This is a genomic window from Cupriavidus gilardii (assembly GCF_017598945.1).
GTDB lineage: Bacteria > Pseudomonadota > Gammaproteobacteria > Burkholderiales > Burkholderiaceae > Cupriavidus > Cupriavidus gilardii_E.
The window spans coordinates 121,058-142,766 of sequence record NZ_JAGFTW010000046.1; the positions used below are offsets into that span (position 1 = coordinate 121,058).

17 protein-coding genes are annotated in these 21,709 nt (G+C 67.1%); 10 read left to right on the forward strand and 7 right to left on the reverse strand.

Annotation, left to right across the window (positions count from 1 at the left end):
- Window positions 1–47: 47 nt before the first annotated feature.
- Window positions 48–572, reverse strand: coding sequence for a YtxH domain-containing protein (locus J5T34_RS17655; protein ID WP_208581264.1), 525 nt, complete (start codon window positions 570–572; stop codon window positions 48–50).
- Between the two features lie 266 nt (window positions 573–838).
- Window positions 839–1,441: a uracil-DNA glycosylase family protein gene (locus J5T34_RS17660; RefSeq protein ID WP_208581266.1), complete on the reverse strand. Its 603-nt coding sequence runs from the start codon at window positions 1,439–1,441 to the stop codon at window positions 839–841.
- Between the two features lie 114 nt (window positions 1,442–1,555).
- Between J5T34_RS17660 and J5T34_RS17665 the strand changes: the two genes are divergently transcribed.
- From J5T34_RS17665 to J5T34_RS17680, 4 genes are all read left to right on the forward strand, one after another.
- Window positions 1,556–3,610 carry a S8 family peptidase gene (locus tag J5T34_RS17665; protein WP_208581268.1) on the forward strand — a complete coding sequence of 685 codons (2,055 nt, stop codon included), beginning with the start codon at window positions 1,556–1,558 and terminating at the stop codon, window positions 3,608–3,610.
- A 6-nt stretch (window positions 3,611–3,616) separates the two neighbouring features.
- Entirely contained in the window at window positions 3,617–4,756 is a 1,140-nt protein-coding gene (locus J5T34_RS17670) for an MBL fold metallo-hydrolase (RefSeq protein WP_208581270.1), read from the forward strand.
- A 233-nt stretch (window positions 4,757–4,989) separates the two neighbouring features.
- Window positions 4,990–5,820 carry a ParB-like protein gene (locus J5T34_RS17675; RefSeq protein ID WP_208581272.1) on the forward strand — a complete coding sequence of 277 codons (831 nt, stop codon included), beginning with the start codon at window positions 4,990–4,992 and terminating at the stop codon, window positions 5,818–5,820.
- Window positions 5,817–7,277 carry an MFS transporter gene (locus J5T34_RS17680; RefSeq protein ID WP_432207680.1) on the forward strand — a complete coding sequence of 487 codons (1,461 nt, stop codon included), beginning with the start codon at window positions 5,817–5,819 and terminating at the stop codon, window positions 7,275–7,277. The genes J5T34_RS17675 and J5T34_RS17680 overlap by 4 nt, the downstream gene beginning before the upstream one ends.
- A gap of 40 nt (window positions 7,278–7,317) precedes the next feature.
- Here the strand turns inward: J5T34_RS17680 and J5T34_RS17685 are convergent, their stop codons facing one another.
- Window positions 7,318–8,244, reverse strand: coding sequence for a LysR family transcriptional regulator (locus tag J5T34_RS17685; RefSeq protein WP_208581274.1), 927 nt, complete (start codon window positions 8,242–8,244; stop codon window positions 7,318–7,320).
- Window positions 8,245–8,407: 163 nt separating this feature from the next.
- Here J5T34_RS17685 and J5T34_RS17690 point away from each other — a divergent pair, with 163 nt between their 5' ends.
- The 4 genes from J5T34_RS17690 (at window position 8,408) to J5T34_RS17705 (ending at window position 11,912) form a co-directional block, all read left to right on the forward strand.
- The gene (locus tag J5T34_RS17690; RefSeq protein WP_208581276.1) at window positions 8,408–9,382 is read left to right on the forward strand and encodes a tripartite tricarboxylate transporter substrate binding protein; all 975 of its coding nucleotides are present in this window, start codon (window positions 8,408–8,410) and stop codon (window positions 9,380–9,382) included.
- Window positions 9,383–9,454: 72 nt separating this feature from the next.
- Window positions 9,455–10,891, forward strand: a complete 1,437-nt coding sequence (leuC, locus tag J5T34_RS17695; protein ID WP_208581278.1) for a 3-isopropylmalate dehydratase large subunit — start codon at window positions 9,455–9,457, stop codon at window positions 10,889–10,891.
- Entirely contained in the window at window positions 10,884–11,528 is a 645-nt protein-coding gene (gene leuD, locus J5T34_RS17700; RefSeq protein ID WP_208581280.1) for a 3-isopropylmalate dehydratase small subunit, read from the forward strand. The genes leuC and leuD overlap by 8 nt, the downstream gene beginning before the upstream one ends.
- A gap of 189 nt (window positions 11,529–11,717) precedes the next feature.
- A complete protein-coding gene (locus tag J5T34_RS17705; RefSeq protein ID WP_208581282.1) occupies window positions 11,718–11,912 on the forward strand; it encodes a DUF1059 domain-containing protein in 195 nt (64 codons plus the stop codon).
- Between the two features lie 74 nt (window positions 11,913–11,986).
- Here J5T34_RS17705 and argH read toward each other — a convergent pair whose 3' ends face one another.
- Window positions 11,987–13,525, reverse strand: coding sequence for an argininosuccinate lyase (gene argH / locus J5T34_RS17710; protein ID WP_208581284.1), 1,539 nt, complete (start codon window positions 13,523–13,525; stop codon window positions 11,987–11,989).
- Window positions 13,526–13,728: 203 nt separating this feature from the next.
- Between argH and J5T34_RS17715 the strand changes: the two genes are divergently transcribed.
- Both J5T34_RS17715 and J5T34_RS17720 read left to right on the forward strand, forming a co-directional pair.
- Window positions 13,729–14,424, forward strand: a complete 696-nt coding sequence (locus J5T34_RS17715) for an aspartate/glutamate racemase family protein (RefSeq protein ID WP_208581286.1) — start codon at window positions 13,729–13,731, stop codon at window positions 14,422–14,424.
- Between the two features lie 406 nt (window positions 14,425–14,830).
- Window positions 14,831–17,038, forward strand: a complete 2,208-nt coding sequence (locus tag J5T34_RS17720) for an FUSC family protein (protein ID WP_208581288.1) — start codon at window positions 14,831–14,833, stop codon at window positions 17,036–17,038.
- 95 nt (window positions 17,039–17,133) lie between these two features.
- Here the strand turns inward: J5T34_RS17720 and J5T34_RS17725 are convergent, their stop codons facing one another.
- The 3 genes from J5T34_RS17725 to J5T34_RS17735 form a co-directional block, all read right to left on the reverse strand.
- The gene (locus J5T34_RS17725) at window positions 17,134–18,984 is read right to left on the reverse strand and encodes a PhoX family protein (RefSeq protein ID WP_208581290.1); all 1,851 of its coding nucleotides are present in this window, start codon (window positions 18,982–18,984) and stop codon (window positions 17,134–17,136) included.
- A gap of 288 nt (window positions 18,985–19,272) precedes the next feature.
- A complete protein-coding gene (gene alkB / locus J5T34_RS17730) occupies window positions 19,273–19,938 on the reverse strand; it encodes a DNA oxidative demethylase AlkB (RefSeq protein ID WP_208581292.1) in 666 nt (221 codons plus the stop codon).
- A 306-nt stretch (window positions 19,939–20,244) separates the two neighbouring features.
- Window positions 20,245–21,705, reverse strand: coding sequence for a flagellar hook-length control protein FliK (locus J5T34_RS17735; RefSeq protein WP_208581294.1), 1,461 nt, complete (start codon window positions 21,703–21,705; stop codon window positions 20,245–20,247).
- Window positions 21,706–21,709 lie beyond the last annotated feature (4 nt).

The window sequence follows — 21,709 nt, forward strand, 5'->3', positions numbered from 1 at the left end:
GCTCCCGCCTGCGCAGGGAACGACAGGAACTTCTGCGGTATCGCAAGCTAGCTCTGCAGCTCCGGCACGTTGCCCGCTTCTTCGTGCACGGTCAGGCGGTCGTCGACGTCCTGCACGCCGGTAACGCCCCGCACGGCGGCAAGCAGTGCCTCGTGCTCGGACGCCAGGATGTGTCCGCTCAACCATACCCGCCCACCGACCACGGCCACGTCGACAGCGCCAGGGTGGCCGACCAGGCGGCCCAGTTCGGCGCGGACCCGCTCGGCGATGGTGTCGTCGTCGGCCGTGCGCCTGGCCAGGCCGGTCGCGTTGCGGACCTTGGCGGCGATGCCCTGCATGCGGTCCGTGATCCGTTTCGCCTGTTTCTCGGCCAGATCCTGCATGTCATGGCGGCTCGCCTCGGCCTTGTCGCGCAGCAGCGCGCGGCGGCGGCGGCCCGACTGGGGATCGAACAGGTACATGATGGCCGCGCCGACCGCGGCCGCGACCACGCATTGCATCAGGCTCGGCATGCCCCCGCGCGTTTCGCGTTGCATGCTTTCCCGCAGGTCCTCGTGCATTCCGTCGTTCATTTGTGCCTCCTTCGGACAATCGCGTCACGGCCGCCGCGGCGCCGCGGCGGAACGCGCTTTAGGCGGGGAGCATCAGTTGTGCCAGTGGCGGGGTGTGGCGGGAAGGCCGGCGTGGTGCGGCGAAAGCGGCTTCGGGAGCCGGCAATGAGCCAGTGCGGTTGCCTCGGGCATTGGTGAAAATTGCTCGACCGGGAAGCCAGTGTTGCAGACGTCCTCCGTGACCGACGCCTTGCCGATCGAACGCAGGCCTTCCGCCGCTTCGCGCCTCACGCCATCTTCAACACCGTCGCGACTCTCGCCCTCAACATCGGCACCACGTCCTCGCCGAACCAGGGGTTTCGCTTGAACCACGCGACATTGCGGGGCGAGGGATGCGGCAGCGGAACGTATCGCGGCGCATATTCGCGCCATGCCATCACGGTATCGGTCAGCGACGGCTTGTTGCCGGTGCCCAAAAAATAGCGTTGCGCATAGAGGCCGACCAGTAGCGTCAATTCGATGTGCTTCAGTCGCGCCAGAATCTGGTCCATCCACATCGGCGCACACTCCGGCCGCGGCGGCTTGTCCCCGCTCGCGGCGCGGCCCGGATAGCACAGGCCCATCGGCACGATGGCGAATCGCGTCGGGTCGTAGAACGTCTCGGCATCGACGCCCAGCCATTCGCGCAGACGCTTGCCGCTGGCGTCGTTCCAGGGAATGCCGGTCTCGTGGACCTTTGTTCCGGGCGCCTGCCCGACGATCAGGATGCGCGATTGCGGCGACGCCTGCAGCACCGGGCGGGCGCCGAGCGGCAGATCGGGTTCGCAGGCGCGGCAGCTTCTCACTTGGGTAAGGAGGGCGTCGAGATTGGTGATGCGATGTGACGTCATATTGGCCGGACTTCGATACTGACGGGAAGAAGTCTACAGCGCACTGCTAATGTGCGGCGGTGCAATGGGGGCCCCCAAATCCATCGGGGCCTATCGCCCCGTCCCTTGTCGCCGATGAACGCTTACGCGCAGCAGATTGCCTATCAGTTGATCTACGCGGCTTGTGCGCCGGCACCCGACCGCTACACCAGCGAGGTACCGATTAACGCCGAGGTCTGGCTTGCCTATTGCGAAGGGGGCTTCTCGCAACCCCGCGCCTTGCTCCTGACCCCGCATATTGCTGTGACGGTCGCCGACCTTCGCCGAGCCGTGCTGGAGCAATTGCCGGGCTTGAGCCCTTCGGACTCACACGGGCAGTTTGTGGCGTCGAACGAGTGCTATGTGTTGGTGCATGCGCGGCTCGAATCCCTGCTCCAGCTGTTGCCGTTGACGGAGTGGTGGGCCCGGCAGATCGCTCAACCCTTGCGTCAGGGCGAAAGAAGGAAGGGAGCTGATGTGGCGGCTCGCGTGATCAAGGTGCTGCGCGCGCCAAGTTTCGCGGCCTGGCTGACGTCCGCGATTGGCAAGGCACTCGTCGATGAGGCGACCTCGCGCCAATTCACCAAAATCGGGCTGGACGCAGTGGAGCAGCCGGTCTTTGCAAAGTTGGATGCGCCATCGCGCGATGCCGTCAAGCGGCTTATCAATGTGTGCGGGTTGTATGTCGCGCTGTCCTTGCTGGATCAGGTCGAACCGGTCGCATCCGCTCCCGGCGAAGTAGAGCAGTGGATGGCGCGTCGCTGTGAGCGTGTGCTGGCGGTGGCGTCCGATTGCTTGATACGGTCGATGGCACCCGATTCGCGCGCTGCGCCGGCCCTTCGCATCCCGCTTTGGCGGGTGGCGCTGAACAGGCCGGCGACCCATGCGGTGATGGCCTCTCGCAAGACGGTGAAGGCGGATGCCGCGATTCGTCTCTTCGACGTGAGCGGTCAGGGCATTTGCTGGGCCGTGGTCGATTCGGGCATCGATGCAACTCACCCCGCCTTTGCCTGTCTCGACTTGCTGGAACGACGGCATGTCGACGACGCACAGCATATCGATGCCGCAGTCTCTCGCGTGGCGCGCACGCTGGACTTCACTCGCTTCGCGGCGGTCACCAGCGGTCGCGTGACCGATGCGCTCGCCGCAAGCCTGGCCGGAGTCCTCACGCCTCAGGACTTGCGTCAGCGCGTCGCGCGCATTGCGCAGACGTTGAGCGACGGGCAGATGCTCGATTGGCGGATGATCGAGCCGTTGCTGGAGATCCGACATGAGCGAACGGCGTACCGTATGCCAGCCGATGATCATGGCACCCACGTTGCCGGAATCATTGGTGCGAACTGGCGCCGCAATGGGTACGAAGCGTTGACGGGAATGAGTAAGAGCCGGCCGCCAATGGCTGTGCCCATCGAACTTGCAGATGGCGATGTAGTCGGCGTGTGCCCGCAAATCACGCTGCTGGACCTTCGGGTCTTCGATTCCACGGGCCCGGCGTTGGAACAGGGCGCTGATGAGTTTGCCATCCTGGCCGCGCTCCAATATGTTCGCTTCCTCAACCAGAGCAAGGATCGACAGGTCGTCCACGGCGTCAACCTGAGTCTGTCGTTGCGTCACGATGTGCGCAGCTACGCGTGTGGCAGCACGCCGGTGTGCCTCGAGTGTGAGCGTCTGGCCGGCACTGGCGTGGTGGTGGTTGCGGCGGCCGGCAACGAGGGCTATGACCGCGACCATGCCAGTCGTCACCTCGGCGGCGCGTATCGCGGGCAGAGCATTACCGATCCGGGCAACAGCCCGTCCGTGATCACCGTGGGGGCTACCCATCGGACGGACCCGTATCAGTATGGGATCTCGTATTTCTCAAGCCATGGCCCGACCGGCGATGGGCGCAACAAGCCCGATCTGGTCGCTCCGGGTGAGAGGGTGATATCAACCGTGCCGGGGGTAGGGCTGGCGTCCAAGGATGGCACCAGCATGGCAGCGCCCCACGTGTCCGGCGTGGCCGCTCTGCTGTTGTCCCGCTATACGGAGCTGATCGGCCAGCCCTTGCGCGTCAAGACGATCCTGTGCGGTTCTGCACTCGATCTGGGGCGGGACCGGGTCTTCCAGGGTCATGGCTTGGTCGACGCACTGCGCGCGCTGCAGTCGGTCTGACGCAGCATGCGTTCCCGCGCAGAATTCGCCGCGAACGAAGTGCTGATCCTGGAGGCGATGAACGCGCGCCATGGGGATGCATTGCTGTTGCACTACGGCACGCGCGCGCGGCCGAAGTCGATCCTGATCGACGGCGGAGCGCTTGGCGTCTACAAGGCAACGGTGCGTCCGCGACTGGCGCAACTTGCCCGGGAGCGGGGCGTGTGGCCGCTGCCCATCGAGCATGCGTTCGTCACGCATCTGGATAGCGACCATATCCGCGGCGTGCTCGACATGATCGAGGACAGGAACGATCCGCCGGCCGCGTGCTGGAGCTACTGGTTCAACAGTTTCGAGGATACCAAGGCCGGGGCGCTGCCGATGCAGACCGCAGTGCTGTGGGCGCAGCGGATGCCGGTGCGCTCGGCGGCGTTGGCGGCGGTCGAGGCAAGCGTTGCGGAGGGACAGAGCCTTCGCGATGCCGTTCGGGCGCGGCGCTTCGTCGTCAATGGCGGAGCCGGATCGGTGCTCGTGGCGGACGGCAAGGGCGTTGTGCTGGATGTGGACCCGAATCTCAATGTTGTGCTGATCGCACCGGATGCCGCGCATCTGCGCAGACTGGCCGACGACTGGGCACGCAAGGCGGCACCGACGACGGCCGAAACGGTGGCCTATCTCGACAGCTCCGTCTTCAATCTGTCGAGCTTGGTGATGGTGATCGAGGCCAAGGCGCCGTGGGGCCGTACCGCGCGCCTGCTGCTCACAGGCGATGCGCGGGGCGACCATACGCTTGCCGGGCTGCATAACGCGGGCTACCTCGACGAAAAGGGGCAGGTCCATTTCGATCTGCTGAAGGTCGCGCATCACGGCAGCGATCGCAACCACGAGCCGGTCTTCTTCAGCCGGGTGACGGCGGACCACTACGTGATTTCGGCCGATGGCCGCTACGGCAATCCGTCGGCGGCGGTGCTCGCGTGGATCGGCGAGACGGGAAGAGGCGATTACCGCGTGTGGCTGACCAACCAGAGCAACACCGGGTTTGCGGCTCTGGAAGCGAATATCGCCGAGGCAATCCGGATGGTGCCGGCGTTGGAGGGGCACCTGCGATATAGGGAGGCCGGGGCGTTGTCGCTGTGCGTCGATCTGTTGGAGGCGCAGGCCCGGTGATTCCTCAGGGACATTTTGGTATTGCAGCTTTTACAATTGGCGACGCCGGCCGGCGAGGCCAGAGCTTGACCCTTCCCCAAGCGTGAGCCACCTCCTCGCGCGTTCTGCAGTGAATTTGCCGGCACGTCAATCGGTTATCGACACGGCACGCTTCTTGCCATCCGTCCGTCATCAGCGAACCACCAAAGGCCCGCATGAAGCCACGGCAAGACGGTCGCAAGGGAGGCAAGGCAATGAAACGCATCGGCGAGCCCGCCCGGTTGCGCGAATCTTTGGATCCGGCCGACGACAAGACGGCGGCGGGCGGTGCCATATCGGCGCCGCCGGCCGAAGCGCTCACCGGCGAAACCTGGCGCAAAGGCGCCCGTGTCACGCTGCCGGTCAGGCAATTGCGACCCACGCAGATGACGGTCGGCCTGTATCACGTGCAAAGCAAGATGGACGTGACCCTGCGCCATCAGGGCCGCAAGCAGATCGAACTGATGGAGCGGCATCGCATCCATGTCGTGATCGGCCCTGGCCCCGCGTTCTACGTCATCGACCATCATCACTGGGCTCGGGCCTGGTACGAACTGGGCATCGAATCCGTGCCCGCGGTGATCAAGCACAACTGGAGCGGCCTGCCGCCGGATCGCTTCTGGCTCGAGATGGAGGCGCGGCATCTGGTCCATCCCTACGATCAATACGGGGAGCGGCAGGGGCTCGCCGCCCTGCCGCATTCGCTGGCCGAGATGCGCGACGACCCGTACCGCAGTCTGGAAGCGTTCGCGCAGCTGGCCGGGGGCTACGACAAGGTCAAGCAGGCGTATCCCGATTTCCGCTGGGCCGATTTTTTTCGCCGCCATATCGATGGGCGGCTCGACACGGTACCCGGTTTCGCGCTGGCGCTCGCGCATGCGGTGAAGCTGGCGCGCAGCAGCAAGGCGCGCGGCCTGCCCGGCCATCTCGACGACAGGGAGGGCGACAAGCCGCGCGGCAAGGCGAATGCAAGGACCGCCGGCAAGGGCAAGGGCGCGAAGTCGGGCAAATCCGGCAAGGCCGGCCAGTCCGACGGAAAGGCATGATGACGGCGGGCGCGCAGGCGAGCAAGATCGCGCCGGCAGCGGGCTTGCCCGAGCGCCTCGATGGGTTGCCTTGGTCGCGCTGGCACTGGCGCGTGGTCATTGCGCTAGGCGTCGCATGGGTGCTCGACGGGCTGGAGGTGACGCTGGTCGGCTCGCTGGGCGGGGTGTTGCAGCGGCCCGATACGCTGGGGCTGTCGGCCTCGCAATTCGGCTGGTCGGGCTCCGTCTATATCGCTGGCGCGGTGCTCGGTGCGCTGATCTTCGGCCGCCTGACCGATCGCCTCGGGCGCAAGCGGCTATTTCTGCTGACCCTGGCGGTCTATATGGGCGCGACGCTGGCGACCGCCTTCTCGCCGAATTTCGCGGTCTTCGCGCTATGCCGCTTCGTCACCGGTCTTGGCATCGGCGGCGAATACGCGGCGATCAATTCGGCGATCGACGAATTGGTGCCGGCGCGCGTGCGTGGCCGCGTCAGTCTGGCAATCAATGGCAGCTTCTGGCTTGGCGCGGCGCTCGGCGCCGGTTTAAGCCTGGTCTTGCTCGATCCTCGCGTGCTCGGCCCGGAGCTCGGCTGGCGCGCGGGCTTCGCGCTCGGCGCGATCCTGGCCGTGGCGATCCTGCTGGTGCGGCGCGATGTGCCGGAGAGCCCGCGCTGGCTGCTGACGCACGGCCGCCCGGAAGAAGCGCTGCGCATCGTCGAGCGGATCGAGGCCGAGGTCTACGGTCAATCGCCGCACACCGTTCGGGACGACACCGTGCTCAGGGCGATGCCGCGCACGAAGGCGGAGGCGACGCCATGGCGCGAGGTCGCCCACGTGATGCTGCATCGCTATCGTGCCCGGACGGTGGTGGCGCTGGCCCTGATGATCTCCCAGGCGTTCTTCTACAACGCGATCTTCTTCACCTACGCGCTGGTGCTGACCCGCTTCTACGCCGTGCCGGACGGTCGCGTGGCGCTCTATCTGTTCCCGTTCGCGCTTGGCAACGTGCTCGGTCCATTGATCCTGGGTCCGCTGTTCGACCAGGTCGGTCGGCGCCGGATGATCGGCCTGACCTATTGCCTGTCGGGCGTGGGGCTGGCGCTGACCGGCTGGGCCTTCGTGCAGGGCTGGGTCGAGGCACGCGGATTGGCGCTGTGCTGGTCGGCGGTGTTCTTTCTCGCTTCGGCCGCGGCCAGCTCCGCCTATCTGACCGTCAGCGAGGTCTTTCCGCTCGAAATACGGGCACTGGCCATTTCGATCTTTTTCGCGATCGGCACGGGTGCCGGCGGGTTTGCCGCGCCGGCGCTGTTCGGCGCGCTGGTCGAGAGTGGCAGCCGCGGCGCCGTGGCGATCGGTTATGCGATCGGTGCCGCGTTGGTCATCGTCGCCGGTCTGCTGGCCTGGCGATACGCGGTCAATGCCGAACGCAAGCCGCTGGAAGCCGTGGCCGAGCCGCTGCGTCCGTATCGCGATTGAGCGCGACTGAGCGCGATGGAAAGCGTCGTTGCGCAGACCGCTACCACCCGTTGTGCGATTCGCCGCTGTCGGCCCGCCGGTGCGCGGCAAAGCGCTGCAGCAGGAAATCGACCAACGCACGGGTCTTCGCCGACAGATGGCTGCGCGTCGGGAACACGATATAGATATCGGCGTTCGGCAGGCTCCATTCCTTCAGCACCGGTTGCAGCTCTCCGCTGCGCAACAGCCCCGCCACATCCCACTCCGAACGCACCAGGATGCCATGTCCCTCGCGCGCCCAGCCGAGCGCCGATTCGCCGTCGTTGGTGCTCAGCGGACCGCGCACCTTGACGGTCTCCTGCCGCGTGCCGCTGCGCAGATGCCAGGTGCCGAAGGTTTCGTCGCTCTCGCGAATGAAGATGCATTGATGGCGCGTCAGATCCTGCGGCGTGGCCGGTGCGCCGGCGGCCTTCAGATACGCGGGGGTCGCGCACAGCAGGCGGCGATTGTTGGCCAGCAGGCGCGCGGTCAGCCGGGCATCGGGCAACTCGCCAAAGCGGATCGACGCATCGAAGCCTTGCTCGACCAGATTGACCGGACGGTCGCTCAGGTGCAGCTGCACCTCGACGCGCGGCTGCAGCCGCGCAAACGCCGATAGCGCCGGGGCGATATGCCGGCGGCCGAAGCCGAGCGTCGCGCTGATCCGCAGCAGGCCGTGCGGCGTCGCACCGCTGCCCGCCACGGTTCGCTCCAACGCCTCGAGCTCGGCCAGTACGCGCGCGCCTTCGACCAGATAGGTCTCGCCCTCGGGCGTCAGGCTGAGCCGCCGCGTGGTCCGTTGCAGCAGGCGCACGCCAAGACGCCGCTCCAGCGCGGCCAGCCGCTTGCTGACGGCGGGGGGTGTCACACCCAATTGCTGCGCGGCCGCGGCCAGGCTGCCGTGCTTGTTGACGGTGGCAAAAAACGCCAGATCGGAAAAGCCGTCCATGGAAGGTCTACCTGCTGCAAGGAGCGCCGATTCGTGAATCACGGTTAATCAAGCATGATCCAAGCGGAAATTATGGTGGTTTTCATCAATGATACGATGCCTTCCACAACGAAACCAATAACGAAACCAATCACCACCGACCCCTGAGTGGATGGAGACAACGATGAAACTGCAACGCATATGCGCCGGCCTTGTGCTGGCTTTCGGTAGCACGGTCGGCGCCGCGGGCGCGTACGCGCAGGGCTATCCGGAGCGGTCGATCAAGCTGGTGGTGCCCTACGCGCCCGGCGGCAGCGCCGATATCGCGGCGCGTCTGGTCGCGGACGAATGGGCCAGGGCGCTTGGCGGCACCATCGTGATCGAAAACAAGGGCGGCGCGGGCGGCAATATCGGCGTCGACGCGGTCGCCAAGGCGGCCGGGGACGGCTACACGATCGGCCTGCAAACCGTGTCGCTGGCGATCAATCCGTCGCTGTTCGCCAAGATGCCGTACGACACGCAGAAGGACCTCGCGCCGATCGGCATGGTGGCGAGCTCGCAGCACGTGCTGGTGGTCAACAACCAGTTGCCGGCCAAGGATCTGAAGGGACTGCTGTCGATGCTCAAGGCGCAGCCCGGCAAGTACACCTATGGATCGGCGGGTCCGGGCAGCACCTTCCATATGGCGGCAGAGCTGTTCAAGAGCGTGGCGAACGTGCCGATCGACCATATCCCGTATCGCGGCGGCGGCCCGGCGCTGATGGATACCATCGCGGGCCAGGTCAACATGAGCTTCCCGGTGCTGTCGGCCGCGCAGCAGCAGGTGCAGGCCGGCAAGCTACGCGCGATCGGAGTGACCGGCCCCAAGCGCTCGCCGCTGATGCCGGATGTGCCGACCATCGCCGAAGCAGGGCTGCCGGACTATGCCTTCGAGACCTGGTTCATGGTGTTCGCGCCGGCCGGCACGCCGCAGCCGGTGATCTCCAGGCTGAACGCCGCGCTCAATACCGCGTTGAACGCGCCGGCGCTGAAGGCCCGCATGGTGCGCGAAGGCTTTGACCCGATGCCGACCACGCCGGAGCAGGCGCGCGCCCGCCTGGCCAAGGAAATGCCGCTGTGGGCGAAGCTGATCAAGGAGCGCGGCATCTCCGCGGAATAACGCCGCGATTCTTCTCCACGTCATGCCGCGCGAACGTCGCGGCATGACAAATCGCCTCAATCGGAACCCTGCATGATTCCCCGCACGCTATATCGCAAGCTGGTCGATTCGCATACGGTCGCCAGGCTCGACGACGACAACGTCCTGCTGTTCTGCGATCTGCATCTGATGAACGAGTACACCAGCCCGCAGGCATTCGCCGGCCTGCACGAGCAGGGCCGCCCGGTACTGATGCCCGGGCAGAACGTCGCCGTCGTCAGCCATATCATCCCGACGCATCCGGCCACCCCACCGGGGGCGATCCGCGTGATTGCCGATCCGGCGTCGGCCCTGCAGGCGAGCAACCTGAAGGCGAACTGCGACCGGCACGGGATTGCGCTGTTCGATACCAACGACCGGCTGCAGGGCATCGAGCATGTGGTCGCGCCCGAGCACGGCATGATCCGTCCGGGCATGGTGGTGATCTGCGGCGACAGCCATACCACGACCTATGGCGCGCTCGGTGCGCTCGGCTTCGGCATCGGCACCTCGGAGGTCGAGCACGTGCTGGCCTCGCAGACGCTGGTCTACCGGCTGGCCAAGGACATGCGGATCTGCGTCGACGGCACGCTGCCGGACGGCACCACGGCCAAGGATCTGGTGCTGATGATCATCGGCCGGATCGGCGCGCAGGGCGCGCGCGGTTATGTGGTCGAGTTCTGCGGCAGCGCGATCGAATCGCTGAGCGTCGAGGCGCGCTTCACGCTCTGCAATATGGCGGTCGAGGCCGGCGCGCGCGGCGCGCTGATTGCGCCCGACGCGACGGCGATCGACTACGTACTGGACCGTGCGCCCGATATCGCTGGCGAGATGCGATCGCAGGCGCTGGCCGCCTGGGAGATGCTGCGCAGCGATGCCGAAGCCGCGTTCGACGTCGAACACCGCTTCGATGCCAGCGACGTGGCGCCGCATGTCACCTGGGGCACCAGCCCCGACCAGGTGGTGCCCGTCGGCGGACGTATCCCCGATCCGCTGGAGCAGCCGGAGGGTCCTGCACGGCGCAGCACCGAACAGGCGCTCGCCTACACGCGCCTGGAGCCGCGTGCGCCGATCGCCGGCACGCCGATCCAACACGTTTTCATCGGCTCCTGCACCAATGCCCGCATCGAGGATTTGCGGGCGGTGGCGCAGGTGGTGCGCGGCCGCCGCGTGGCCGACGGTGTGCGCGCGATGGTGGTGCCCGGCTCCGGCGCGGTCAAGGCGCAGGCCGAGGCCGAGGGCATCGCCGCGCTGCTGATCGACGCCGGCTTCGAATGGCGGCAGCCCGGATGCTCGATGTGCCTGGCGATGAACGACGACGTGCTGGAGGCCGGTGTGCGCTGCGCCTCGACCACCAATCGCAATTTCGAAGGCCGGCAGGGCAGGGGGGCGATCACCCATCTGATGAGCCCGGCGATGGCAGCCGCCGCCGCCGTCACCGGCCGGATCACCGACGTCCGCGCACTGGAGCAGGAGCATCGCCATGACTGAACCGCTTCGCATCGACGGCAAGGCCGCGGCGATTCGCATCGAGAACCTCGACACCGACCAGATCATGCCGAAGCAGTTTCTGCGCGGCATCGACAAATCCGGGCTGGCCCAGGGCCTGCTTTATGACCTGCGCTTCGACACGCAAGGCCAGCCGCGCTCGGACTTCGTGCTGAATCGCCCGCACTATGCCGGCACGTCGATCCTGATCGGCGGCTCGAACTTCGGCTGCGGCTCCAGCCGCGAGCATGCGGTCTGGGGTTTGCAGCAATACGGCATCCGCGCGGTCATCGCGCCGAGCTTCGGCGAGATCTTCTATTCGAACGCGATGAACAACCGGCTGCTGCTGGTGATGCTGCCGCCCGAGCAGGTCGCTGCACTGATGGAGATCGTCGAGCGCTCCGACGGTGGCCCGGTCGGTATCGATATCGAGTCGATGCGCGTGCACGCCGAGGGGTTCGATGCCGGCTTTACGCTGTCGGCCCGTCATCGCGAGATGTTCCTGAAAGGGCTCGACATCATCGGCCTGTCGCTGGCGTATCGCGACCGGATCGAAGCTTTCGCCGCGCAGCGCTGGGCAAGCGAACCGTGGACCCGGGATATCGCCGCCGCGACACGTCGCCGCCTCGGCACGACATAAGCGTGGCTGTCCGGTATCGGATGTGGCACGCGGGCCTTGGCTGAACTGGTTGCACCTGCGGCCCCGGCTGCGAAACGCATCGCGGCTTCTATACTGGATGGAGCCTGCCGGCGCCAACCAGAGTCAGCCGGCGGGCGTCCGGCGGAGAGCTTCTCCGCCATCCCGGATAGGCAGCGTCAGGAGGCAGCGATGGGACGCAAATATATCGATTGCCGGGAGATCCCCAGCGACATCAGGTGCACCGTGGCGATCAGCGCCGACAGCGAGGATGAATTGCTCGAGGCCGCTGTGCAGCATGCGGTGACGGTCCACCAGCATCAGGATTCGCCGCAATTGCGCGAGCAGATCAGGGCGGCCTTCAAGGAGGGCTCGCCGCCGCAGTAATGCCGGGATGACTTCCGGCAGCCAGAACACCGTGCCATGACCTTCCGCCGGCCCCTGGGCCGGCGGTCTCGTTTTCAGGCGGTGGCGGCGAGCGCGGCGTTCTCGCGCTTGAGCGTCTCGCGGGCGCGGGCAACGGCGGCGCGCCGGGCTTCCAGATCGGCGCCGGCCGCCTCGAGTTCGGTCTGCATCGTGACGAGCCGCGTACGCACCAGCGCGGGCGACGGGCCACCGACCGCCATGCGGGCGCGCACGCCTTGCACCGGGTCCAGGCAGCGCTGCACCGCCTCTTCGCTCAGGCCGATCGGGCGGCCGATCTGTTGGCGCGCGGCGACGTCGACCATCTCGCTGGTAATGCGGTCCGCCGGCAGCTGCGCATCCAGCGCCTGGCGTACCACGGCGCCGACGATGTGGTGCGCCTCGCGGAACGACAGATCGGCCTCGCGCACCAGCGCATCCGCAAGATCGGTGGCCGCCGAGAAATCGCGGCGAGCGCGCAGCAGCATGTTGTCGCGCAATGGAGTGGCCGAGCGGATCACCAGCGTCAGCAGCCTGGCGCTGCGCACGCATTCGTCGGCGCATTCCCAGAAGCCGCGCATGCTTTCGCGGTTGCCGTCGCCGGTATGCGAGAAATTGGTGCCCTTGACGGTCGACAGCGCGGCGGTCAGCAGGCCGGTCAGATGTGCCGCCTTGCCCTTCAGGTACTCGAGCACGACCGGGTTCTTTTTCTGGGGCATGATGCTCGACGTCCCGGCGACACTGTCCGGGAAGTCGATCAGGCCGAACTCCGGTGTCGCCCAGACGAAGTAATCCTGTGCGATGCGGCTCCAGCCGACCGCGGCAATCGTCATTGCCGACATCATTTCCCAGGCGAAATCGCGCGAGGCCACCGCGTCGAGACCGTTGGCGACGCAGCGCGAAAAGCCCAGCAGCCGCGCGGTTTCGTCGCGCTGGATCGGAAACGCGGTGCCGGCCAGCGCGCCGGCGCCTAGCGGGCAAGCGTCCAGCGTATCCAGCGCGCGCAGCAGCCGTTCGGCATCGCGTGCAAAGGCATCGGCCAGACCCACCAGGTAGTAGCCGTAGGTGATCGGCTGCGCTGCCTGCAGATGCGTATAGCCCGGCATCACCGTGTCGACATGCCGCTCCGCCATCGTCAGCGTGGTCGTGCGCAAGGCCTGGATCGCTTCGAGCAGCGCCAACCCGGCATCGCGTGCGCGCAGCCGGTCGAGCGTGGCGAGGATATCGTTGCGGCTGCGTGCCACATGCAGGCGGCCGCCAGCGTCGGCGCCGGCGGTCTGCATCAACTGCGCCTCGTAGTTGAAGTAAGCATCTTCGCGCGCCGGATCGAGCGGCACCGCGTCGGCGCCCGCGCGTTCGATTTCCTCCAGCGCCCGCGCAAGCCGCGCCGCCATCGCGCTTGGCACCAGGCCGGCGGCATGCAGCATCAGCAGATGGGCCTGATTGATGTCGGTCAGATAAGGGAAGCCGCTGCCGAAATCGCGGTTCAGGCGCGGCAGGTAGATCAGTTCGCAGACTTCGGGAGCGGTCGCCTGCTGCAGGCGGCGACTGACCTTGGAAGCGCCGTTGTTGGTGGCATCGGTTGCGTTCGTGTCCATATGGCCCGAGTTCTTTGCGTTTGGAATGGCGTTGCGGGCCAGTATGGAAATCGGCGGTCCATATCGTCAAATCACAATATGCGTTCCGCTAATACGTTTTTGATATACCGTCGCCGCCGGCCTTTGCGCCGAGCACACGTGGTCGTGGCTACAATGGCCCGCATTTCAGCCAGTCATCCCACCATCGCAAGGAAAATCGAGCCATGCCAAAACATATCGGCATCGTCGCCTGCTCCGCCGAGGGCGCCGCGCTGTGCTACCGGACGATTTGCGCCGAAGGTGCGCAGTTTCTCGGACCGCACGGCCACCCCGAAATTTCGATGCATACGCCGTCGCTGGCGGACTATGTCGCTTGCCTCGATCGCGGCGATCTGCGCGGTGTGGGCGACCTGATGCTGAATTCCGCCAACAAGCTGGCGCGGGCCGGTGCGGATTTTCTGATCTGCCCGGACAACACGATCCATCAGGCGTTCGACCATGTCGCGGCCGCTTCGCCGCTGCCATGGCTGCATATCGCCGAGGTCGCTGCGAATGAGGCGGCGCAGCGGGGCTATCGCAAGGTGGGCGTGACTGGTACGCGTTGGCTCGTCGACAGCGAGGTCTATCCGGAAAAGCTCGCGGCGCGCGGTATCGAGGCGGTGCGTCCGGGTCTGGAGGAGCGAGCGGAAATTGGCCGCCTGATCATGGAGGAACTGGTGCTCGGCATCATCCGGCCGGAAACCGTCTCGTACTTTCAGGGCGTGATCGCGGGCTTGAAGGCACAGGGGTGCGATGCGGTGGTGCTTGGCTGCACGGAAATTCCGCTGATCATCTGCGATGCCAATTCGCCGCTGCCGACGCTGGACTCGACGCGCCTGCTTGCCCGCGCGGCGTTGCGCCGCGCGGTGCAGCCGGAGTAGATTCGCCGCGCCACTGTGGCGTCCATGCCACAAATCCCGCATGCCGATGCAGGGTAACGGATCCCGGCTTGTTGCGTCGCAGCAGATGGTATATAGTCACGTCTGTCTCCTCCACCACCTCGGTGGATTCCAGCCGCGCGAAACTTCGCGCGGTTTTTTTTCGCCTGTCGCGATCGCGATGCGACTCGGCGTCACAGGCCGATTCCTCGGCGTTTTCTGCATATCGAAGGAAGCGCAGCGAGAAAGGGCGCTTCCCAATGCGGTTGTGCACCACGCCGGCGAATGGCCCGCACCATGAGGCGGCAATCTCGCACCAGCCTTGCGAAAACGCCGTCTGCGGTCGCAATATATTGCGTTGCAACATCGCATCCCATAGAGTGACCGAAACGTCGACTCCCGCCCACCGATGCGCGCTGTATCTGCTCCGATTCGTTTTCTTTCCGCCCTGTTCGCGTCGACCCTGGCCAGTGTCAGCGAGACCGCGGCCAAAGCGCGCGACGCTGGCCTGTACCGCCGCGGCGCGGTCTATGGCGCTTCCTTTCTGGCCCTGGCGACGATGGGCTGGCTGGGAGGCGATCAGGGCCTGCTATGGTCGGCGACCGCTTCGATCTGGACCTGCCTCGCCGATCCGGGCGGCACCGCGCGAGACCGGTTGGCTCCGCTTGCCGCGGTTGGCGTCGGCGGCGCGCTTGCCAGCGCGGTGGGCGGGCTCCTGGCAGGTAACCCGATCGTTGCGGTGCTGGTGGTGCTGTCGTCAGGCCTCGCCGCCGGCATGGTCGAACTGCGAGGCGCCTCGGCTGCGTTGTCGGCAAAGTTGCTCTACGTGGTCCTGATCGCTGCCTGCCTGCAGCCCGTTGGCGAGGCCAACGCCGCCGTATGGGCATTGGAACTGGGCCGGAACTATCTGTTTGGCGGTGTGTTCGCGTGCGTGGTCTCGCTGGCGCTGTTGCCATCGGCACGGGATACGCGGCCGCGCCCACAGATGGTGGCGATCTTCGTCGCGCTGGAAACGCTGGCCCGCACGCTTGCGGAAGCGGCCCCGCTTGCCGACGACGGCAATGTCAATGCGCCCGCGGACGAGCAGACCGATGTCGGCAAGCGGCGCGTTCGCGAGCGGATCGAGCAGGCACGAGAGGTGGTGGCGACGCAGCGCGCCTGGTTCGATCCGGCCACGCTGCTGCACTACCGCTATCTGATCGCGATGGCCGAGGCGGTGTTCGCGCTGCTGATCGTTGCGTCCGATCTGCGCGGCAGGCGGGGTCACGAGCGCTTGCCGCTTCGCCATCTGCAACGCTGCGTCAGCGATCTGCGCCAGCAGGCAGAGCAGGGACTGGCGCGCCATGCGGCCGATTTGCCGGCGCTGACGCGTTCGATGTATCTGCAGCTGAAGCGCCTGCATGGCCAAGTGGCCAACGCCAGTGCGCCGCCGCTGTATCACGCGGCGCTGGCCTCGCTGGCGCGCTTCCCGGACTTTGCCGCATGGCGCGCGTCCTTCCATTGGTCGCGCCGCTCGTTATGGGTCGGCCTGCGAGAGTGGCAGGCGACGCTGGCAGAGCTGGGCGCGCGCGATGCCCGTGTCACGCGCCACGCGGCACGGCTGGCATTCGCCGGTGGCCTCAGCCTGCTGCCCGGTTTGATCTGGCAGCTCGATCATGGCTACTGGGTCGCGGTCACCGTGATCATGGTGCTGAGCCCGCAGTTGCAAACCACGCGCCGCATCTCGCTGCAGCGCTTCGCCGGCTCGCTTGGCGGCGCGCTGCTGGCCTGCCTGGTGGGGCTGCTGCATCCCGCCGCTCCGGTCGCGCTGGCGATCAGCGCGGTGTCACTGTCCGCTGCCTACGTGGCCCGCCTTGCCGGCAGCCCCGGGTTATTCGCGTTGATGCTGACGCCCGCGGTGATCCTGTTCTCGTGGGTCGGCGAACCCGCGTCAGACAGCAGCCATGTCGCGATGCTGCGCGGTGCCGATACGGCGTTTGGCTGTCTGATCGCGCTGGCGAGCTACCTGGTCCTGGCCCCGCGCGCCGAACTGTCGCGGGCACGTCGGCGGGCGCGGGAAGCGGTCTCCATCCATGCGATCTATCTGCGCGCCGCCATTGCGCAGGCATTGTCCGATGCCGAACTCGAACGATCGGAGCCCCGGCTGGAAGCGCTGCGCGTTGCCGCTGGCCGTGCCTCCGCGCGTGCCGAGCAGGCGCTCGAGCAAGCCGGCGCCGATCTGGGTCCGGCCATCGTCGCCGAATTCGCGCGGCTGCATGTGACCGTGCGGCGGATGGCCGCATTGGCCGGCGTGATTCGCGCGGAGGCGGTCGGCAGCGAAGCCCCGGTGCCGGCGAGCGCGGACACGCGGCGAAGGCTTGCCCATCTGCAGGACGAACTGGCGACGCTGGCGGCGCGGCCGGGCGAGGGTGCAATGGCCGATGCCGTCAAGAATGGCGAGGCCATGCCTTTCGACACCACGCATCAAACCGCGCCGCAGTGGCGCGACCGCTTTCTGCTGGAACAGGCGATGCTGGCCCACCGCTATGCGGCGCAGGCGCATGCCGGCGTGCTGAGGATCGCGACCATGGCTCCTGCGCGCACCGGTCGCTGGCGCCGCGTTCTGGCAGCAGGCTGACGGAATCTCCCGCCAAGAAAAAAGCCCGACGGCGAGGTGCCGTCGGGCTTTGCAGATTGCCGGCGCGGGGCCGGCATCGGGCGGTGGGCTTGCGCTTACGCGCCGATCGGCTTGCCGTCCTTGTGGCGCACCACGATGGTCGACGAGCGTGCCGGCAGGCTGGCGCTAGGCCATGCGCCGTTCGGGTGCTGGATGTTGATGAAGAACGTCGTCAGGTCCGGCGTGTAGGCGATACCGGTGATTTCGCAGCCATGCGGGCCCACCAGGAAGCGCTTGCACTCGCGGGTCTGCTGGTCGACGTAGTGCATCGAGTTGGCACCGAAGATGTCGGTCGTGCTGCTGCCGGTGCCGGCATCGGTCTGCACCCACAGGCGGCCCTTCGGATCGACGCGGATGCCGTCCGGGCTCGAGAACGTATCGCCGACGATATTGCCCTTCAGGTTCTCCGCGGACAGCGACGGATCGCCGGCCAGCAGGAAGATCTCCCAGGTGAAGGTGGTCGCCAGCGGCGAGTCGCCCTGTTCCTTCCAGCGGATGATGTGGCCGTGCGGGTTGGTGGCGCGCGGGTTGGCCGGATCGGTGACGCGGCGGCTGCCGTTGTTGGTCAGCGTGCAGTACACGGTCTTGTCCAGCGCGACCGTGATCCACTCCGGGCGGTCCATCAGCGTGCCGCCGGCAACGCGGGCAGCGGCCTTGGTCTTGATCAGCACGTCGGCCTGCGAGTTGAAGTCGACGAGGGTCGGGGCCGGCGGCGTGGTCGATTGCGTGTAGTTGCCCGGATCGCTGGCACCGGTGACCAGGCCGTTCTTGCCGTGCGTCAGCTCGACCCACTGGCCCGAGCCGTCGCCGTTGAACTTGGCGACGTACAGCGTGCCCTGGTCCAGCAGGTTGGCGTTGGCGGCGCGGTTGTTCGGATCGAATGCATTGCTCGGGATGAACTTGTAGATGCAGCCCGGGGTGCCATCGTCGCCCATGTAGAACGCGACGCGATTGTTGGCGTCGGTCATGTAGGCGGTGTTCTCGTGGTCGAAGCGGCCCATCGCGGTGCGCTTGGTCGGCGCGCCCAGCTCGTTCAGCGGGTCGATCTCGACCACCCAGCCGTAACCCTCTTCGGGGTTGGTCGGGTCGAGGTAGTTGTCGGTGGTTTCCTCGCAGGTCAGGTAGGTGCCCCACGGCGTTTCGCCGCTCGAGCAGTTGTTCAGCGTGCCGACCACGCTGCCGCCCAGCGCGCCGGCTGCAGGGCCGCTGACTCGGTAGAGGGTGTTGCCGGTATAGCGCTTGTTGTAGCGCGAGTCGCGCTTGACGCGCCACTTGCCGTCGACGAATTCGACCTCGATGATCGACACGCCGACCGACGACAGCGCCAGGCGCTTCTGTTCGGGCGTGGCGGTGGCGGCGTTGTAGCTGCCCGGGAACAGGATGGCCGAATCCATCGCTTCGTGATTGATCGCCAGCAGGCCGCCCTTTTGCGGGTCGACACCGGGGATCGCGAAGAAGTGCATGCCGTCGTGGTTGCCGCCGGCCTGACGCTCGGTTTCGGCTGAGCTCTGGAACGAGCCGCTATAGCCAACCGAGCCGATTTCGACCGGGTCGCCGGCGGAGAACAGCACCTCGTACGAGTAGTTGTCCGGCAGCGTCACCGTATCGGCGGTGATCTTGTCCGCCACCGGGTTGAAGCCGATGCTGTAGTCCAGCGGCTGGCTCGGGGTCGGGCCAGGGGCGGGTGCCGGCGCCGGAGCCGGTGCGGGATCGTCGTCGCCACCGCAGGCGGCCAGCAGGCTGGTCGAACCGAAGACCGACAGCAGCGACAGGCTCAGGCCGCCGCGCAGCACCTTGCGACGGGCCGGGTTGGCGGCGACGATCTCTTCGAGCGACTGGCCGGAAACGGTGATGTAGCCTTCAGCCGCGCGGCGCGGCTCGCGCGCCTTATCGGTGATGTAAGACATGACGGGGGGACCTCCCTTTGTTGGATTGAATTGCCGGGCATCGCATCGCGGCCAGATCGAGGACCGATTCGCAGGTCATTCAGCGGCCGCATCGTGCCAATGCGATGAATGCAGCGGCAAATGCAGATTGACGGCGAGGTGGATGCTAGGGGCGGTCCGTGACGTCGCGATGAAAAGATGTCTGATGCATTGGCATCAAGTGCACGCGAAGGCGCGGCGCATCGACGATCGATGAAGGGTTCATCGACACTTCATCGAAGCGTCATCACGATGTCATGTTGATGCGATTCAACCGGCCTTGCGGAAGGTCAGATTCAGGCGACGCGGGCCGATCAGCGGGTGACTGCCGTCAGCCAGCGGCGCGATGCCGTGATAGAAGAGCCGGCTCGGGCCGCCCCAGACGGCGATATCGCCGTGCGCCATGCGCACGCGCGCGGGACGGTCGGCGCGTTTCGATCCGCCGAACAGGAATACCGCGGGCAGGCCCAGCGAGACGGAAACGATCGGCGCGCGCAGATCGCGCTCGTTGCGGTCCTGATGCAGCGACAGCCGGGTACCGGGCGTATAGCGGTTGATCAGGCAGGCGTCGGGTGCGAAGTCGGGATAGCCGGCAGCCGCGGCGGCCTCGCATGCGAGTTCGGTGAAGACGGCCGGCATCGCGGGCCAGGGGCGGCCGCTGTCCGGGTCGATCGGGTCATAGCGATAGCCACGCTCGTCCGACACCCAGCCGAGCGTTCCGCAATTGGTCATTGCCACCGACATGCGAAAGCCGCCGGGCGTGATCAGATGACGGAAGGGAGCTTCGGTCTGGATTTGTTCGATCGCCTCGCGCAGCGCCGATGCGCGCGACAGCGCAAAGCCGCGCAACACCACGGCACCCGGCCCGATGGCTTCGCTATCGTTCCCACTCCGGCTGTCAGGCTCGGGCAGGTTGTCGAACAGGTCGAAGGTCATGGGGGTGCCGCGCGTATCGATTCATGGGGAGAGAAATGATACGCCGGTGGTCGAGCTGCCGTCGGTTTGCTCCCCTCTCCCGCTTGCGGGAGAGGGAGAACACAGCGGGTCCATTTTGCGGATCGGGCGAACGTATCAACCGCCGTTGGTTTGCTCCCCTCTCCCGCGTGCGGGAGAGGGGTTGGGGGAGAGGGCAAACGGCGGTGGTTCTGCGACCCGCGTCGGCAATACCGACCCCACAACCCCCTCTCCCCGGCCCTCTCCCGCAAGCGGGAGAGGGAGAACACCGTGGGTCCTTTTCGGCGATCAGGCGAACGTATCAACTTCACCCAGCGCCACGCGGCGCGGCGTGGCTGGTGCCGTGGCGGTCTGCGTCGCGCCAGGCTGCTGGAATTCCGGCACGCCCTGCGCGAAGCCCTGGCCGCGGTGTTGCGGGGCCTGCTGCTGGCCCTGTCCCGGCTGGCCGGCGAACTGCTCGGCGCCGACCGAGGTCTGGCCGAGCTGGATGCCGCTGTCGGCCATCGCATGGCGCAGTTGCGGCAGCGCGGCTTCGACCGCTGCGCGCACGCTGGCGTGCGGCGAGACGAACTGGGCCTGGGCCTGGTCGTTGACCACATTGAGCACGACCTTCAGCGGACCGAGGTCGGGCGGATTCAGTTGCAGCTCGGCGGTGTGGTTGCCTTGCGTGGTCAGGCGGACCATCTGCTGGCCCAGTGCCTGCGGCCACTGCGGATCGCCGAGGCGCGGCGCGAGCGGCAGCGTGACCGCCGGTTGCGCACCGGATTGCGCGCCCAGCGTGGTCGCGGTGCCGTGCGGCAGCGGCGTGGCGGCCTCGATCGGCGCGGCGACCGCGCTGCTGTCTTCGCCCGGCGCCTTGGCCGCAGCCGCGGCGGCCTGCAGGGCAGCTTGCAACGCGGCCGTCGGCGACACGGTCGTACTATTGGCCGCCGCAGCGGGCTGCTGCGCAGCAGCGGCGAACTGGCTGGCGGCACCGTCGCGGCCGCCGGCTGCGCCGCCATGCGCGCCGCCGGTGTCGGTCGCCGCTTGCAACTGCGCGGCGCTCAGCGCGGCCTTGGCGGTCGCATCGAGCGACATGGCGGGCTTGCCGGCGTCGGTCTCTGCATCCGTCGGCGTGGCGGGCTTGGCCAGGGTGGTGTCCGGCGCCACCGTGGTCGTTGCCAGCGCCGCGCGTTGCGATGCGATGGTGTTCAGCGTGTCCTGTGCCAGCGATGATGCCGTGTCTGGCGCGGCGGCCGTGGCCGGCAGCTGGCCGGCGATGTCAGCCGTCGGCGCGGCAGGCATCGCGGCACCAACCGCCGGGCCCGAGCCGCTAACCGCGGCTGCGACCGCAGCAGCAGCCGCAGGCGCGGCCGGCAGCATCGCCGCCAGCAGCGCGGCAGCGGCCGCGGCTCCAGCGCTATCGTTGGTGCTGGCCTCGTTGTCGGCCAGATCGGTGCTGTCCTTCCGACCGTCGGCCGTGCCATCGATCTTGCCGGCATTCGTCTGCGTCTTGCCGGCATCGACGTCGGCACTGGCCGGCTCGGCCTTCTTGCCGGCTTCCGCCGGGTTCTTGCCAGCGCTGTCGCTTGCCTTGCCGCTCTTGGCAGCCGGTTGCTGCTGGCTGGCGGCGCTCGCTTCGCCGGCCTGCGTCTGGCGCGCACGCGTCAGCGCATCGCCGAACTCGCTGGCGCCGGAAGTGGGCTGCGTATTACGCGGGGCGTTGGCGGACGCGGGGCCGCCGCTGACGATTTGGCTGATGTCGATCATCTGG

Coding starts and splice junctions, on each gene's coding strand:
- J5T34_RS17705 (WP_208581282.1), top strand. CDS start 11,718: ATGGGACGCAAATATATCGATTGCCGGGAGATCCCCAGCGACATCAGG.
- J5T34_RS17665 (WP_208581268.1), top strand. CDS start 1,556: ATGAACGCTTACGCGCAGCAGATTGCCTATCAGTTGATCTACGCGGCT.
- leuD (WP_208581280.1), top strand. CDS start 10,884: ATGACTGAACCGCTTCGCATCGACGGCAAGGCCGCGGCGATTCGCATC.
- J5T34_RS17720 (WP_208581288.1), top strand. CDS start 14,831: ATGCGCGCTGTATCTGCTCCGATTCGTTTTCTTTCCGCCCTGTTCGCG.
- J5T34_RS17680 (WP_432207680.1), top strand. CDS start 5,817: ATGATGACGGCGGGCGCGCAGGCGAGCAAGATCGCGCCGGCAGCGGGC.
- J5T34_RS17660 (WP_208581266.1), bottom strand. CDS start 1,441: ATGACGTCACATCGCATCACCAATCTCGACGCCCTCCTTACCCAAGTG.
- J5T34_RS17655 (WP_208581264.1), bottom strand. CDS start 572: ATGAACGACGGAATGCACGAGGACCTGCGGGAAAGCATGCAACGCGAA.
- J5T34_RS17725 (WP_208581290.1), bottom strand. CDS start 18,984: ATGTCTTACATCACCGATAAGGCGCGCGAGCCGCGCCGCGCGGCTGAA.
- leuC (WP_208581278.1), top strand. CDS start 9,455: ATGATTCCCCGCACGCTATATCGCAAGCTGGTCGATTCGCATACGGTC.
- J5T34_RS17735 (WP_208581294.1), bottom strand. CDS start 21,705: ATGATCGACATCAGCCAAATCGTCAGCGGCGGCCCCGCGTCCGCCAAC.
- J5T34_RS17715 (WP_208581286.1), top strand. CDS start 13,729: ATGCCAAAACATATCGGCATCGTCGCCTGCTCCGCCGAGGGCGCCGCG.
- J5T34_RS17675 (WP_208581272.1), top strand. CDS start 4,990: ATGAAACGCATCGGCGAGCCCGCCCGGTTGCGCGAATCTTTGGATCCG.
- J5T34_RS17685 (WP_208581274.1), bottom strand. CDS start 8,244: ATGGACGGCTTTTCCGATCTGGCGTTTTTTGCCACCGTCAACAAGCAC.
- J5T34_RS17670 (WP_208581270.1), top strand. CDS start 3,617: ATGCGTTCCCGCGCAGAATTCGCCGCGAACGAAGTGCTGATCCTGGAG.
- alkB (WP_208581292.1), bottom strand. CDS start 19,938: ATGACCTTCGACCTGTTCGACAACCTGCCCGAGCCTGACAGCCGGAGT.
- J5T34_RS17690 (WP_208581276.1), top strand. CDS start 8,408: ATGAAACTGCAACGCATATGCGCCGGCCTTGTGCTGGCTTTCGGTAGC.
- argH (WP_208581284.1), bottom strand. CDS start 13,525: ATGGACACGAACGCAACCGATGCCACCAACAACGGCGCTTCCAAGGTC.